Source organism: Paenibacillus sp. A14 (genome assembly GCF_036864815.1).
Classification (GTDB): domain Bacteria; phylum Bacillota; class Bacilli; order Paenibacillales; family Paenibacillaceae; genus Fontibacillus; species Fontibacillus sanfengchensis.
Genome location: NZ_JBAGJD010000014.1, coordinates 14796 through 29051 on the forward strand (window position 1 = coordinate 14796; position 14256 = coordinate 29051).

At 50.1% G+C, this 14256-nt stretch carries 25 protein-coding genes; all 25 read right to left on the reverse strand.

Annotation, left to right across the window (positions count from 1 at the left end):
- Positions 1 to 2: 2 nt before the first annotated feature.
- The gene (locus V4U88_RS23725) at positions 3 to 647 is read right to left on the reverse strand and encodes an adenylate kinase (RefSeq protein WP_334075696.1); all 645 of its coding nucleotides are present in this window, start codon (positions 645 to 647) and stop codon (positions 3 to 5) included.
- Positions 648 to 743: 96 nt separating this feature from the next.
- A complete protein-coding gene (gene secY, locus V4U88_RS23730; RefSeq protein ID WP_334075697.1) occupies positions 744 to 2042 on the reverse strand; it encodes a preprotein translocase subunit SecY in 1299 nt (432 codons plus the stop codon).
- Positions 2042 to 2482 (reverse strand): 50S ribosomal protein L15, encoded by a 441-nt coding sequence (gene rplO, locus V4U88_RS23735; protein ID WP_148458043.1) that lies wholly within the window; start codon positions 2480 to 2482, stop codon positions 2042 to 2044. Before rplO ends, secY begins: the two co-directional genes overlap by 1 nt.
- 108 nt (positions 2483 to 2590) lie before the next feature.
- Positions 2591 to 2776: a 50S ribosomal protein L30 gene (gene rpmD, locus V4U88_RS23740; protein ID WP_148458042.1), complete on the reverse strand. Its 186-nt coding sequence runs from the start codon at positions 2774 to 2776 to the stop codon at positions 2591 to 2593.
- Positions 2777 to 2788: 12 nt separating this feature from the next.
- Positions 2789 to 3286: a 30S ribosomal protein S5 gene (rpsE, locus tag V4U88_RS23745; RefSeq protein ID WP_018753978.1), complete on the reverse strand. Its 498-nt coding sequence runs from the start codon at positions 3284 to 3286 to the stop codon at positions 2789 to 2791.
- A 25-nt stretch (positions 3287 to 3311) separates the two neighbouring features.
- Positions 3312 to 3680, reverse strand: a complete 369-nt coding sequence (gene rplR, locus V4U88_RS23750) for a 50S ribosomal protein L18 (RefSeq protein ID WP_334075698.1) — start codon at positions 3678 to 3680, stop codon at positions 3312 to 3314.
- 83 nt (positions 3681 to 3763) lie between these two features.
- Complete coding sequence (gene rplF / locus V4U88_RS23755; RefSeq protein ID WP_334075699.1) at positions 3764 to 4306, reverse strand: 50S ribosomal protein L6; 543 nt, start codon at positions 4304 to 4306, stop codon at positions 3764 to 3766.
- A gap of 30 nt (positions 4307 to 4336) precedes the next feature.
- Positions 4337 to 4735, reverse strand: a complete 399-nt coding sequence (gene rpsH, locus V4U88_RS23760) for a 30S ribosomal protein S8 (RefSeq protein WP_148458039.1) — start codon at positions 4733 to 4735, stop codon at positions 4337 to 4339.
- Positions 4736 to 4766: 31 nt separating this feature from the next.
- On the reverse strand, positions 4767 to 4952 hold the full coding sequence (locus V4U88_RS23765) for a type Z 30S ribosomal protein S14 (protein WP_009226651.1): 186 nt from the start codon (positions 4950 to 4952) through the stop codon (positions 4767 to 4769).
- 45 nt (positions 4953 to 4997) lie between these two features.
- Positions 4998 to 5540 carry a 50S ribosomal protein L5 gene (gene rplE, locus V4U88_RS23770; RefSeq protein WP_148458038.1) on the reverse strand — a complete coding sequence of 181 codons (543 nt, stop codon included), beginning with the start codon at positions 5538 to 5540 and terminating at the stop codon, positions 4998 to 5000.
- Positions 5541 to 5573: 33 nt separating this feature from the next.
- Positions 5574 to 5927 carry a 50S ribosomal protein L24 gene (gene rplX / locus V4U88_RS23775; protein WP_334075700.1) on the reverse strand — a complete coding sequence of 118 codons (354 nt, stop codon included), beginning with the start codon at positions 5925 to 5927 and terminating at the stop codon, positions 5574 to 5576.
- 84 nt (positions 5928 to 6011) lie between these two features.
- Positions 6012 to 6380: a 50S ribosomal protein L14 gene (rplN, locus tag V4U88_RS23780; protein WP_148458037.1), complete on the reverse strand. Its 369-nt coding sequence runs from the start codon at positions 6378 to 6380 to the stop codon at positions 6012 to 6014.
- A 36-nt stretch (positions 6381 to 6416) separates the two neighbouring features.
- Positions 6417 to 6683 (reverse strand): 30S ribosomal protein S17, encoded by a 267-nt coding sequence (gene rpsQ, locus V4U88_RS23785; RefSeq protein ID WP_148458036.1) that lies wholly within the window; start codon positions 6681 to 6683, stop codon positions 6417 to 6419.
- 50 nt (positions 6684 to 6733) lie between these two features.
- Positions 6734 to 6934: a 50S ribosomal protein L29 gene (gene rpmC, locus V4U88_RS23790; protein ID WP_148458035.1), complete on the reverse strand. Its 201-nt coding sequence runs from the start codon at positions 6932 to 6934 to the stop codon at positions 6734 to 6736.
- Positions 6924 to 7358, reverse strand: a complete 435-nt coding sequence (gene rplP, locus V4U88_RS23795) for a 50S ribosomal protein L16 (RefSeq protein WP_059040326.1) — start codon at positions 7356 to 7358, stop codon at positions 6924 to 6926. The genes rpmC and rplP overlap by 11 nt, the downstream gene beginning before the upstream one ends.
- 2 nt (positions 7359 to 7360) lie before the next feature.
- Positions 7361 to 8029, reverse strand: a complete 669-nt coding sequence (rpsC, locus tag V4U88_RS23800) for a 30S ribosomal protein S3 (RefSeq protein ID WP_334075701.1) — start codon at positions 8027 to 8029, stop codon at positions 7361 to 7363.
- Between the two features lie 13 nt (positions 8030 to 8042).
- A complete protein-coding gene (rplV, locus tag V4U88_RS23805; protein ID WP_009226643.1) occupies positions 8043 to 8375 on the reverse strand; it encodes a 50S ribosomal protein L22 in 333 nt (110 codons plus the stop codon).
- A gap of 34 nt (positions 8376 to 8409) precedes the next feature.
- Entirely contained in the window at positions 8410 to 8688 is a 279-nt protein-coding gene (rpsS, locus tag V4U88_RS23810; protein ID WP_334075702.1) for a 30S ribosomal protein S19, read from the reverse strand.
- Between the two features lie 76 nt (positions 8689 to 8764).
- A complete protein-coding gene (rplB, locus tag V4U88_RS23815) occupies positions 8765 to 9595 on the reverse strand; it encodes a 50S ribosomal protein L2 (RefSeq protein WP_334075703.1) in 831 nt (276 codons plus the stop codon).
- A 29-nt stretch (positions 9596 to 9624) separates the two neighbouring features.
- Positions 9625 to 9915: a 50S ribosomal protein L23 gene (rplW, locus tag V4U88_RS23820; protein WP_213509089.1), complete on the reverse strand. Its 291-nt coding sequence runs from the start codon at positions 9913 to 9915 to the stop codon at positions 9625 to 9627.
- Positions 9915 to 10538, reverse strand: a complete 624-nt coding sequence (gene rplD, locus V4U88_RS23825) for a 50S ribosomal protein L4 (RefSeq protein WP_334075704.1) — start codon at positions 10536 to 10538, stop codon at positions 9915 to 9917. Before rplD ends, rplW begins: the two co-directional genes overlap by 1 nt.
- Before the next feature lie 26 nt (positions 10539 to 10564).
- Complete coding sequence (gene rplC / locus V4U88_RS23830) at positions 10565 to 11188, reverse strand: 50S ribosomal protein L3 (RefSeq protein WP_334075705.1); 624 nt, start codon at positions 11186 to 11188, stop codon at positions 10565 to 10567.
- A gap of 43 nt (positions 11189 to 11231) precedes the next feature.
- Positions 11232 to 11540 carry a 30S ribosomal protein S10 gene (rpsJ, locus tag V4U88_RS23835; protein ID WP_009226637.1) on the reverse strand — a complete coding sequence of 103 codons (309 nt, stop codon included), beginning with the start codon at positions 11538 to 11540 and terminating at the stop codon, positions 11232 to 11234.
- A gap of 263 nt (positions 11541 to 11803) precedes the next feature.
- Positions 11804 to 13390, reverse strand: coding sequence for an FAD-dependent oxidoreductase (locus tag V4U88_RS23840; RefSeq protein ID WP_334075706.1), 1587 nt, complete (start codon positions 13388 to 13390; stop codon positions 11804 to 11806).
- A gap of 31 nt (positions 13391 to 13421) precedes the next feature.
- Entirely contained in the window at positions 13422 to 14252 is an 831-nt protein-coding gene (locus tag V4U88_RS23845) for a MurR/RpiR family transcriptional regulator (protein ID WP_334075707.1), read from the reverse strand.
- Positions 14253 to 14256: the final 4 nt, after the last annotated feature.

Consider the following 14256-nt stretch of genomic DNA (forward strand, 5'->3'; position numbering starts at 1 on the left):
ACCTAACCTCGCAGTATAGATACGATTTCTTTCGAAACCGTTCCGATTTCCTGTTCACCATCTACTTGACGCAGCAGGCCCTTATCTTCATAGAACGTGAGGAGAGGTGCCGTTTTGTTGATATACTCGTCGAGTCGAGTTCCCACGCTCTCTTCGTTATCGTCGGAGCGCTGGTACAGCTCGCCGCCGCACTTATCACAAACACCTTCCTGAACAGGAGGATTAAAGATCACATGATAAGTGGATCCGCATGATTTGCAAATGCGTCGTCCCGTAAGACGCGCCAGCAGTTTATTCCGGTCCACCTTCAAGTTGATGACATGATCCAGTTCTCTACCTAATCCGCTAAGCAACTCTTCCAGCGCTTCCGCTTGCGAAAGGGTTCTTGGAAATCCGTCCAATAAGAAACCTTTTTCGCAATCGGACTGCTGAAGACGCTCGCGAACGATACCGACCGTAACATCATCAGGCACCAGAAGCCCTTGATCCATGTATTCCTTCGCCTTGATCCCTACAGGGGTTTGCTGTTTGATCGCAAGGCGAAACGCATCACCGGTGGAGATGTGAGGAATGCCGAATTCGTTGACGATGACCTCTGCTTGTGTTCCTTTTCCTGCTCCAGGAGGTCCCATGAATAGAATGTTCATGTCTATCACTCCCTCCAAGACTCACTGAACTGCAAAAACAGAACAATAGGCGCCAGGTGAGTTCAGCCTTTCGAGCTCGTCCCTGGAACCTATCGCTTACTTATTGATAAAACCTTTATAGTGGCGTTTGATCAATTGACTTTCGATCGTCTTCATCGTATCCAGCGCAACGCCGATCACGATCAGAATCGAGGTACCGCCAATTTGAACGGTACGCGGCAAACTAGCCAAAGCGCCAAGGCCTACCGGAAGAATCGAAATCAGCGCGAGGAAGATCGCTCCCGTCATTGTCAAACGGGTAAGCACCCGAGTGAGGTAAGTGGCGGTTGTTTTCCCCGGACGAATCCCCGGAATGTATCCCCCGTTTTTCTTCATGTTATCTGCCATCTGCTGCGGATTCATCTGTACGAATGTATAGAAGAACGTAAAGCCGATGATCATAACCACATAAAGCACCATGCCAAGTGGACGGTCGTGGGACAGGTTGCTGCTAATCCAGCGAGCCCAGGCATGCGTCGACCAGAAGCTGGCGATCACTACAGGGAACTGGAGGAGCGATACCGCAAAGATAACCGGAATCACGCCCGCGGCGTTAATCTTCAGCGGAATGTGAGTATTCTGGCCACCGTACATTTTGTTACCTACCACCCGTTTGGCATATTGAACAGGAATTTTCCGGATCGCCTGTTGGATGTAGATAACCCCAATCACGATCAACACGCAAACAAGCACGATCGCGATCGACTTCACTACGTTCATGAAGGTTTGGCCTTCCACGATAAACTCCGATTGGGCAATCGACTGAATATGGGTTGGAATTGCCGCAACGATACCCGCAAAGATAATCAGCGAGATCCCGTTACCGATCCCCTTCTCGGTGATCTGCTCACCTAGCCACATCAGGAACGACGTACCAGCCGTCAACACGATGGCAATGACCAGGTAGTCGGCGAAGGTGGCGTTAGGAACCATTTCGACGTTATACATCCGGTTAAAACCGATCGATGTCGCGAAGGCTTGGATGATCGCCAGGATAACCGTACCGTAACGGGTAACCTGGGCCATTTTCTTCTTGCCGTGTTCTCCCTGTTTCGCCCATTCCGCAAATTTCGGAATAACGTCCATGGAGAGCAGTTGAACAATAATGGACGCCGTGATGTACGGCATAATCCCGAGGGCAAAAATCGAGAAGTTGTGGAGAGCGCCGCCCGAGAAAGTGTTCAAGAGCCCGAACAATTCGCTCCCCGCACTGTTCGTGTTCTCAAATACCGAGGTATTAACGCCCGGAACCGGAACGAAGGAACCGATCCGGTAAATAATGAAAATGAACAGGGTGAAGAGAATGCGGTTGCGCAGGTCCTGAACGTGCCAAATGTTCTTCATGGTTTTAAACATTAGATCACCTCGGTTTTACCGCCGGCAGCCTCGATTTTCTCTACCGCAGATTGAGAGAACTTATTCGCTTTAACTGTCAGTTTGACAGTAACTTCGCCGTTACCCAGAACCTTGATTCCGCTTTTCGCGTTCTTCACGATTCCTTGTTCAAACAACAGTTCAGGAGTTACTTCCGTACCCGCTGCAAAGCTGTTCAGTTCCTCGATGTTCACGATCGCGTACTCTTTCCGCGTTGGATTTGTAAATCCGCGTTTTGGCAAGCGACGATACAGCGGGTTTTGACCGCCTTCGAAGCCCGGACGCACACCACCGCCGGAACGAGCGTTTTGACCTTTGTGACCACGCGTAGATGTTTTACCCATACCGCTACCAGTACCGCGGCCCACACGCTTACGCTCTTGGCGGGATCCTGGAGCTGGGGAGAGCTCATGTAACTTCATCGTTCGTTGCACCTCCTTATTTATTGTTGGCATTTGAGCATCTCGATAATCCGATAGACGGATTATCTTGATCGACTCAAAGCGATGTTTCGCAGCTTGTGCTGGGAATTATTCCGCGATTTCTTGAACCGAAACCAGGTGGCTTACTTGATTCACCATGCCACGGATGGCTGGATTGTCGTTGTGAACCACGGATTGGTTAATTTTGCGAAGTCCCAAAGTTTTCACGGTAGTACGTTGGTTCTCCGGACGACCGATCAAACTACGCACGAGGGTAATTTGCAGTTTAGCCATGAGATTCCCTCCTTAACCGAGAAGTTCTTCGACGGATTTACCGCGTAATTTCGCAACATCCTCAGCACGTTTCAGGCGGGACAAGCCCTCCAGAGTCGCGTTGACCATGTTGATGGAATTCGAAGAACCTAAAGATTTTGTCAAAATGTCGCCAACGCCTGCCAGTTCGAGGACCGCACGAACAGGACCGCCAGCGATAACCCCGGTACCTTCGGATGCCGGTTTCAGAAGCACACGGCCAGCACCGAAATGACCAACTACTTGGTGAGGGATCGACGTTCCTACGAGTGGAACATGCACAAGATTTTTCTTAGCATCTTCAATTCCTTTGCGGATCGCATCAGGAACTTCGCCTGCTTTACCGATACCGGCGCCAACCCAGCCATTGCCGTCACCGACAACCACGAGCGCGCTGAAGCTAAAACGGCGTCCGCCTTTAACTACTTTAGCTACGCGGTTAATGTTTACAACTCTTTCAGTCAGTTCTAAAGTGTTCGGATCTACACGCAAGTCGTTAACCTCCTTTTAAATTATTTTAGAATTCCAGGCCTGCTTCACGGGCTGCGTCAGCCAGTGCCTGAATCCGTCCATGGTACAGATATCCCCCGCGGTCGAATACTACGCCTTTAACGCCTTTGCCTTGAGCGCGTTTTGCGATCAATTCGCCTACCTTGCGAGCGGATTCTACGTTACCACCGTTGCCGATTTCGCTGCTCAGTTCTTTATCGATCGTCGAAGCGGATACGATAGTCACACCTGCTACATCATCGATCAGTTGAGCGTAGATATGTTTGGAAGAACGGTATACGTTAAGTCTTGGACGTTCAGCCGTTCCTTGGATTTTTTTCCGTACACGCAAATGTCTTTTCAGACGGGCTTTATTCTTATCGCCTTTTGTAATCATGACTTCCATTTCACTCCCTTCGGTTTACCTTCACAAGCAGTTCCAATCAAGACGCCAAAAGGATGGGTCCGCTAAGAAGAGGTTTATTTCTTCTTACCGGCTTTACCTTCCTTACGAATGATGCGTTCGCCTTCGTACTTAATCCCTTTGCCTTTGTATGGCTCAGGCTCGCGCACGGAGCGAATTTTTGCAGCATATTCGCCTACGCGCTCTTTGTTGATTCCACTCACGACGATCTTCGTATTCGAAGGAACTTCGAATGCGATGCCCGATTCCGGAGTGATTTCAACCGGATGGGAGTACCCTACATTAAGCACCAGTTTCTCGCCGGATTTGCTTGCGCGGTAACCGACACCAACCAGCTCGAGGGATTTGGAGAAACCTTCGGTTACTCCGCTCACCATGTTGCTCACTACACTGCGGGTCGTGCCGTGCAGGGAACGATGCAATTTGTTGTCAGAAGGACGTTCAACGAGGATTTGGTTATCTTGAACCGAAACCTTGATGTCCTTATGAAGTTCACGGCTCAAAGTACCTTTCGGTCCTTTTACCGTAATGACGCTATTATCAAGTGTGACATCCACACCACTTGGTACTGTAATTGGTTTGCGACCAATACGAGACATTTGCTGCACCTCCTTATTTTGTGACGTTAATTACCAAACGTAGCAGACAACTTCGCCGCCGGCTTTAGCCTGACGAGCTTCTTTGTCGGTCATGACTCCCTTGGAAGTGGAGATAATCGCGATACCCAGTCCGCCGAGAACACGAGGAACTTCGTTGCTCTTCGTGTAAACGCGAAGGCCTGGCTTACTGATTCTCTTAAGTCCGGAGATGACGCGTTCGTTGTTCGGGCCGTATTTCAAGAAAATACGAATGAGCCCTTGTTTGTTATCTTCGATATATTCTGCGTCACGGATGAAACCTTCACGCTTCAGGATTTCAGCGATTTGTTTCTTGATCGAGGACGCAGGCAGTTCTACCGTTTCGTGGCGAACCGTGTTCGCGTTACGAATACGAGTAAGCATATCTGCAATTGGATCTGACATAGTCATACGTGTAAACCTCCTTCCCGTTGTTGATGGATTACCAGCTTGCTTTTTTCACGCCAGGAATCTGGCCTTTATAAGCTAATTCACGGAAACAAATTCTGCAAATTTTGTACTTTTGCAATACCGAATGTGGACGACCGCAACGCTCGCAACGGGTGTAAGCCCGTACTTTGAATTTCGGTGTGCGTTGCTGTTTAACTTTCATCGAAGTTTTTGCCACTTAGCCTGACACCTCCTAGATAGTTTCGGAGAATAGAAACATTGCTTACTTCGCAAAAGGCATTCCGAGTCCGGCCAACAGTTCGCGGGACTCTTCGTCGGTTTTCGCCGTCGTCACGATAACGATGTCCATACCGCGCACCTTATCAACTTTATCGTACTCGATTTCAGGGAAGATCAGTTGTTCCTTGAGACCGAGCGTATAGTTACCGCGTCCGTCGAACGCTTTCGTCGATACCCCGTGGAAGTCACGGACACGCGGAAGCGTAACGTTAAACAGCTTGTCGAGGAAATAGTACATGCGCTCGCCGCGAAGGGTTACCTTCACACCGATCGGCATGTTCTCACGGAGTTTGAAGCCTGCGATCGACTTCTTAGCGCGAGTGATAACCGGTTTTTGGCCAGCGATCAGCTGCATGTCGTTCACCGCAGAATCGAGTACCTTCGAGTTGGCTACAGCGTCACCCACACCCATGTTGATAACGACCTTCTCGATTTTAGGCACTTGCATAACCGTTGTATAGTTGAATTTTTGAATCAAAGCAGGTGTCACTTCGTTCAAAAAGCGTTCTTTCAATCTTGCTGCCATGAATCATGGACCTCCTTTCTTAACATTCGTGGATTAGTCGATTACTTCTCCGGATCTCTTCGCAACGCGAACCTTTGTGCCGTTGTCCAATACTTTGTAACCGATACGGGTTACTTTTCCGCTCTTCGGATCAACGTGCATTACGTTCGATACGTGAATTGGAGCTTCTTTCTCGATAATGCCGCCTTGCGGGTTCAGTTGGTTCGGCTTTTGGTGCTTCTTCACCATGTTCACGCCTTCCACCAACACGCGGTTTTCACGAGGGTAAGCGGCGATAACGCGGCCTTTCTTACCTTTGTCCTTACCGGAGATCACGATGACCGTATCGTCCTTCTTCACGTGCAGTTTATTGTTATGGGATTCCAGAACTTTTTTCAATCTAGGCATTCTTTACACCTCCTGTTAATCGGGGTCCCCGAAAAGTATTCGGAGTCAGCTCCCAGCCGGAAGCTTCACTTTTTGGGGTGTTCATTAGATGACTTCCGGAGCCAAGGAAACGATTTTCATGAAGTCTCTGTCGCGAAGTTCGCGAGCGACCGGTCCGAAAATACGAGTACCGCGCGGGCTCTTGTCTTCCTTAACTACAACCGCTGCGTTTTCGTCGAAAGCGATGTAGGAACCGTCTTTACGGCGTACGGAACGTTTCGTACGAACAACAACCGCTCTGACAACGTCACCCTTTTTGACAACGCCGCCTGGTGTTGCTTGTTTTACAGAACAAACGATCAGATCGCCGATTTGCGCCGTGCGACGACCGGTACCGCCCAGAACACGGATACACATCAATTCCTTCGCGCCGGAGTTATCCGCAACTTGCAAACGTGTAAATGGTTGAATCATGGATATGTCCTCCTTTCGGTCTAAGCTATCCTGCTATTAGATAATAACCGCTTTTTCGACAACTTCGACCAGTCTCCAGCGTTTGTCTTTCGACAACGGACGAGTCTCAGCGATTTTAACAGTGTCACCGATTTTCGCAGTGTTATTTTCATCATGCGCTTTAAATTTCTTCGTGTATTTAATGCGCTTGTGGTACAAGTCATGCTTCTTGTAAGTTTCCACAGCCACAACGATGGTTTTATCCATTTTGTCGCTGACGACTTTACCAATTTGCACTTTACGGCTATTACGTTCTTCGCTCATGGTTAGCCTCCTTCCTGGACTTAGGCGCTTCGCATACGCTTTGCGCGTTCTTAACTGGTGATCCCGAGTTCTCTTTCACGTAATACGGTTTTAGCACGAGCTATTTCCTTACGCACGTCACGAATCCGAGTCGGGTTGTCGAGCTGGCCCGTAGCCAATTGAAAACGGAGGTTAAAGAGTTCTTCTTTAAAACCCGCGACTTTTTGTTCGATTTCAGCAGTGGTTAAGTTGCGAAGTTCATTAGCTTTCATTTGCTTCACCACCCAATTCTTCACGTTTCACAAACTTCGTTTTGATCGGCAGTTTGTGGGCGGCGAGACGCATAGCTTCACGCGCGATCTCCTCAGAAACACCGGCAAGCTCAAACATGATTTTGCCAGGCTTCACAACTGCGACCCATTTTTCTACGTTACCTTTACCGCTACCCATCCGGACTTCAAGAGGCTTTTGAGTAATCGGTTTGTCAGGGAAAATCTTGATCCATACTTTACCGCCACGCTTGATGTAACGCGTCATTGCAATACGCGCTGCCTCGATTTGGCGGTTCGTGATCCAAGTCGGCTCCAGAGCCTGCAGGCCGTATTCACCGAAGTTCAATTCAGTGCCGCCTTTCGCTTGGCCTCTCATATTACCGCGTTGTTGCTTGCGGTGTTTTACACGTTTTGGTACCAACATGATTAGTTGCCTCCTTCCTGAGCAGCTTGTTGTTTCTTAGCCGTAGGAAGAACCTCTCCACGATAGATCCATACTTTTACGCCGATGCGGCCATAAGTCGTATGCGCTTCTGCCGTACCGTAATCGATGTCGGCGCGGAGCGTATGAAGTGGAACAGTTCCTTCACTGTAGCCTTCCGAACGAGCAATTTCAGCACCGCCAAGACGGCCGCTAACTGCTGTTTTAATCCCTTTCGCTCCCGAACGCATCGTTCTTTGAATCGCTTGTTTCAGTGCACGACGGAAAGAAACGCGACGTTCCAGTTGTTGTGCAATGCTTTCTGCGACAAGAATCGCGTCAAGATCAGGGTGTTTGATTTCAGAGATGTTGATGTGAACTTTTTTGCCGCCTGCGATTTTGGTAATTTCGCCCCGCAGGTTTTCAACCTCCGAACCACCTTTACCGATAACCATACCTGGTTTCGCAGTGTGGATCGTTACGTTCACGCGATTAGCCGCTCTCTCGATTTCGATGCGAGATACAGCGGAGTCTTTCAGTTTGTTTTTCAGGTATTCACGAATTTTTACGTCTTCCAGCAAAAGATCGCCGAAATCTTTGCCTGCGTACCATTTGGATTCCCAATCACGGATAATCCCTACTCGTAGTCCGACCGGATTTACCTTTTGGCCCACACGTTTTCCCTCCTTATTTTTCGGATACCACCAAAGTAATGTGGCTGGTGCGTTTGTTGATCCGGCTTGCACGTCCCATAGCGCGAGGACGGAAACGTTTCATCGTCGGACCTTGGTTTACGTAAGCTTGCGTAATGACCAATTTATTTACATCCATAGAATAGTTGTGTTCAGCATTGGCGATCGCCGAGTTCAAAAGCTTCTCCACAATCGGGGAAGCCGCCTTTGGCGTATGGCGGAGAATCGCGATTGCATCGCCAACTTGCTTGCCGCGGATCAAGTCAACCACCAGTTGAGCTTTCCGTGGGGCAATACGGATAGACCTTGCATGTGCTTTAGCTTCCATGTGTGTTACCTCCTCTCAAACGAAGAACTTATGATTAACGTCTCGTTTTCTTATCGTCGTCCGTATGACCTTTATAGGTACGGGTTGGAGCGAATTCGCCCAATTTGTGTCCCACCATATCCTCGGTTACATAAACCGGAACATGCTTGCGGCCGTCGTATACACCGAACGTGTGGCCAATGAATTGCGGGAAGATTGTGGAACGACGGGACCAAGTTTTGATCACGATTTTCTTGTTCGAAGCGTTCACTTCTTCCACTTTCTTGAGAAGGTAGCCATCGATAAATGGACCTTTTTTCAGACTGCGACTCATTTGTTTATCCTCCCTTCGTTACGCTGCTTGTTTCCTTATGACATCCACGACCGTGAAGTGATCCGCTAAACGCGGATTACTTCGTGCGGCGGCGAACGATATATTTATCAGAAGCTTTGCCTTTCTTACGCGTCTTGTAACCCAGGGTCGGTTTGCCCCAAGGAGACAATGGCGATTTACGACCGATCGGAGCGCGACCTTCACCACCACCGTGAGGGTGATCGTTCGGGTTCATGACGACACCGCGCACTTCAGGACGTTGTCCCAGCCAGCGGCTGCGGCCCGCTTTACCGATCTTCACAAGCTCGTGGTCTCCGTTGCCTACAGCGCCGATTGTAGCGCGGCAAACCTTCAGAACCTTACGAACTTCGCCAGAGGACAGGCGGATCGTTACATACTTCTCTTCTTTACCCAGCAATTGCGCTTCGGTACCGGCTGCGCGAACGAGTTGTCCGCCTTTACCAGGCTTCAGCTCAATGTTGTGGATAACGGTACCTACCGGGATGTTCTCGAGCGGCATGGCGTTACCGATTTTGATATCGGAACCTACGCCGGATTCGATCACGTCGCCCACTTTCAGGCCTTTAGGAGCCAGAATGTAGCGTTTCTCACCGTCGGCATAGTGGATCAAGGCAATGTTGGAAGTCCGGTTCGGGTCATACTCGATCGTAGCAACGCGGCCTGGAATTCCATCCTTATTCCGTTTGAAGTCGATGATGCGGTATTTACGCTTATGTCCGCCGCCATGGTGACGAACCGTAATTTTACCTTGGTTGTTGCGGCCGGCCGTTTTGCTCAGCGGAGCCAGCAACGATTTTTCCGGTTTATCCGTAGTGATTTCTTCGAACGTCGACACGCTCATCGCGCGTCTTGCCGGAGATGTCGGTTTATACTTTTTGATAGGCACTAGATTTCCCTCCTTACTTTAGACGATTTTTATACCGATTCAAAAAACTCAAGCGGCTTGCTGCCTTCCGCCAAAGTAACGAACGCTTTCTTCCATTCCGGAGTATATCCGAAGTGACGTCCGTAACGTTTCGGCTTGGCAGGAACACGCAGGGTATTCACATTGCTCACTTTTACATTAAAGATCGCCTCAACAGCTTTCTTGATTTCGGTTTTGTTGGCCCGAATATCCACTTCAAACACATATTTCAGGTCTTCCATGTATCCAGCCGTACGTTCCGTAATCACCGGACGCTTGATAATATCACGAGGATCTTTCATTACGCGAGCACCTCCTCTACCTTCTGAACTGCTTCTTTCGTAATGATCAGTTTGTCGTGCGTCAGCACGTCAAGAACATTAATGCCGTCAGCTGCTACGAACTTCACGCCTGGAATATTGCGAGCGGAAAGCGCCACATTGTCGTCGTAAGCGGGTGCCACAACGAGAGCTTTACGATCCACTTTCAGGTTGTTCAGAATCGCTGCGAACTCTTTGGTCTTAGGAGCGCTCAGGCTCAAAGCATCAAGTACGATGATATCCTGATCGATCACTTTCGAGGAAAGAGCCGATTTGATCGCCAAACGACGTACTTTCTTCGGCAATTTAAAAGAATAACTGCGCGGAGTCGGTCCGAATACCGTACCGCCGCCTACCCATTGCGGAGAACGGATGGAGCCTTGACGAGCACGACCCGTACCTTTTTGTTTCCAAGGCTTACGGCCGCCGCCACGAACTTCAGAACGTCCTTTTACTTTATGGGTACCCGCACGCAGGGAAGCACGCTGCATAACTACCGCGTCATGAAGAACATGAACGTTCGGCTCGATACCGAATACCGCGTCATTCAGTTCCACTTCGCCCACCTGGCTACCACTGACATTAAAAAGTGCTACTTTTGGCATTTGTTGTTCCTCCTTTCTTCGTTCGATTATTTCTTAACCGTTTGTTTGATTTTTACAAAGCTGTTTTTAGGACCTGGGATCGAACCTTTAACGAGCAGAACATTGCGTTCAGCATCCACGCGAACCACTTCAAGATTCTGGATCGTAACGGTTTCGCTACCCATGTGCCCCGGAAGGCGTTTGCCTTTAGGAACGCGGTTCGCTTGAATCGAACCCATGGAACCCGGTCTACGATGGTAACGGGAACCGTGAGCCATAGGGCCGCGGCTTTGTCCCCAGCGTTTGATAACGCCTTGGAACCCTTTACCCTTCGAAATACCAGTTACGTCAACAAATTCGCCTTCTGCAAAAATATCAACTTTGACCTCTTGGCCAACTTCGTATCCTGCCAGATCAACACCGCGAACTTCGCGAACGTAGCGCTTAGGCGTTGTGTTTGCCTTTTTCGCATGACCTGCTTCAGGCTTGTTGGATCTGGATTCCTTTTTATCGGAGTAACCGATTTGAATCGCTTCATAACCGTCATTCTCCAGATCTTTCTTCTGCAAAACAACATTTCCGCTAGCCTCAATAACCGTTACAGGAATAACATTCCCTTCCGGAGTAAACACTTGAGTCATTCCAAGCTTTTTCCCTAAGATACCTTTCATGTTGACACCTCTTTTCCTTTCCTATTTCACCGCTTAATGGGAATTACAATTTGATTTCGATATCTACACCGGACGGCAGGTCCAAGCGCATCAAGGCATCCACAGTTTGTGGAGTCGGGTTCACAATGTCGATCAGACGTTTGTGCGTCCGTTGTTCGAATTGTTCCCGGGAATCCTTGTACTTGTGTACCGCACGGAGAATAGTAATCACTTGTTTTTCAGTCGGCAGCGGAATCGGCCCGGAAACACCGGCACCCGAACGTTTTGCCGTTTCAACGATCTTCTCTGCGGATTGATCAAGAATTCTGTGGTCGTAAGCTTTCAAACGAATACGAATTTTTTGCTTTGCCATTTTAGTCCCTCCTTCTATCGCCCAATTTAGTATCGGACATACTCCGTGAAAATTTTCTGACCGCCCTCCCATGGCAAAGGGGCCGGGTGTGTCAGTAACCTCTCACATCATCGCAACGTCACAGAACAACATTCATTATTATACAGAAGCGGAGAAAGGAATGCAAGCAATTGTTTATCAAAATTTAAAGGGTGTTTGTATTGGCTCTTCCAATGCAAACACCCTATTTTTCCGCTTAAACATAAACCTATCATATAGACATTTTACATAGGCTCCCCTTGGAAACCATCCGGCCAATGAATTTCCACTCCTCGCTCACGGAGAATAGCCTGGAAGCTCCTGAGATGACCGGGTTGTGCATGCAATTCATGCGGGGTAATCCCGTGTTTCAGAGCGTAGCCCGCCATATATCCGGCCGCTTCCCCGATGTTCCACTCCGTAGGATGCAGTCGGTAACAGCCGTTAGTGATTTGTGTGGTGCCGATATTTTTGCAGGCGGGAAGCAGATTATTCATACGTATCGGCAACAGGGCGCCCATCGGGATCTCATACGGATAGATCGGAACATAGAAGCTCCGCCGGGACTGCGTAGTCGCGTGCAAATCCAGCGGGTAGCTTCCCACTCCGACGCTGTCCTCGTAACGCTTGATGCCTTCGTCTTTCCGGTGAGCCTTGCTAACATCCTGCTCCGTAATGGTATATTTGGCTTTGATGCGCCGGGACTCCCGGATATATGGAGCCTTGGCCAACCCGTCATCCGTGCCGAGAATATCGCCCCTCAGCCTTAGACCCGGGTATCCCTTCCCGCCATCGGGCCGCGGCGCTTCGGTCTGAAGCCAATACAGCAGCGACAGGCTCAGTTGCCGCGCCCCCTCCAAATGCTTGCGCCTTTCCGCTTCGGTGACTTCAAAGATCATACCCAGGCCGTAGTCATTCTGCGCCCAGTTGATCAAAGAAATATCCCCTTCATAAAACCCGTCCGCAAAAAGGCTCCGATCGATGATTCGCCGATACGTCCACAACGGCATCCGCCCGCTATCATCCGGGAAAAAGGCGAACCGATCCGGCTCCCCGGACTGCGCCCCGCCGCCGACCTCCCAGCTGAGCTTGGGCAACTTCGACGATCCCGGAGAATACTCCCGCCAGAACTCAAAGGCGTCTGGCTTGGAAATAGTATAGTCTCCTCCGGGGATGTAATCCACCGCAAACACATGGGTGAATGACTGTACGTCGAAGGGCCGGGCTATCTCCAAGGCATGCGGTTCGCCCGTGTCCGCGATCGACTCCGCTCCGGTTACATACTCCGTCCCCGTCAGCGGGAGAAGATCTCCCAACTCCGTAGCATCGAGAAAATATTTGCCGTACAGGTGCCACGTCCCCGTCCCGTCCGTACTGCTGACCGTGACCGACCGAACCGTACTCCCTTCCGTCTCGGCAGCTACCGCGCGGACTTTGTATATAATAGAAAGTCTCCGATTGCTGATATAGGGAGCCAGCATGTCTTCCAGCACCCTGAGCGCTACCCGGGGCTCATGGCACAAGCGGCTCACCCACCCGTCTCCGGGATTCAGCAGCGGATCTTTCCGCGCTTTTTCAATCAATGGATAATGGCTGCGGTAATAATTCCGGACCCGTTCGCGAAAAGTCCGAAAAGTCGCAGTACAACCAAAGCTTTCGATCCACGGATGCTCGTCGGGGGGAACCGCCTGGCTCGTCAACTGACCGCCGATCCAATTCGTTTCTTCCGTCAGGATGACGGAATGCCCCATACTTGCGGCGGATAAAGCAGCCATACAGCCGCCCAGCCCCCCGCCAATCACGACAATATCGGCCTCTCTAATTTGGCTCAAAGACTAGTCCTCCTTTGATGGGGATTTCTCGTCAGTATATCTTATCGATTACCGCGCGCGCCGTCTTCTCCTTCATCCGCTTTGCCCGTTCGGAATCCCTTAAGGATAGCCCTTCGCACAGCAAATCAATGACGAACATCTGTGATATTTTTGCGCTCATCGAGCCGCCGTCCAGCGGAGACTCCTTCGCCGCGGTCAGCAGCACAATATCCGCAATCCCGGTAATCGGCGATTTCGCATAGTTCGTTACGGCTATAACGGCAGCCCCGTTGCTTTTCGCTTTCGCCAAAATGTCGTTGGTGTCCTTCGTACTGCCCGAGACGCTGAATCCGACAGCCACGTCCCCTTTCTCCAGCAGAACGGCGCTCATCGCCTGGATATGGCTGTCCGAGGCCACTTCCGACCGCCGTCCAATCCGCAGGAAGCGGTTCTTGGCGTCCAGCGCCGTGATCCCTGAGGAGCCGACGCCAAAAAACTGGATAAGCCGGGCTTTATCGAGCGTATCAATCGCCTGCTCCAAATGATTTCGGTCGATCAAGCTCAAACTTACCTGGAGAATGCGTACGGCATGGCTGCACAACCGCTCCACGAAATCTACTTCATGATCCTCTTGCCGAAATTCCTCCATTTTCTTTAAGGTTTGGCTTTGGGCGAGAGCCAGCCTGAATTCTTGATACCCCTTGAACCTGATTTTTCGGCAAAATCGGATGACCGTAGTTTCTCCAACGCCCGAAGCCTCCGCAAATTCGGTGATGGAGGAATACAGCACTTCGTTCGCATGCTCCAGTACGCGCAGGGCAACCTTTTGCTCCGCTTTGGTAAGAGAAGGGTAAAAGCTGTTGATTTCAGCCAATACGTCCATTTAC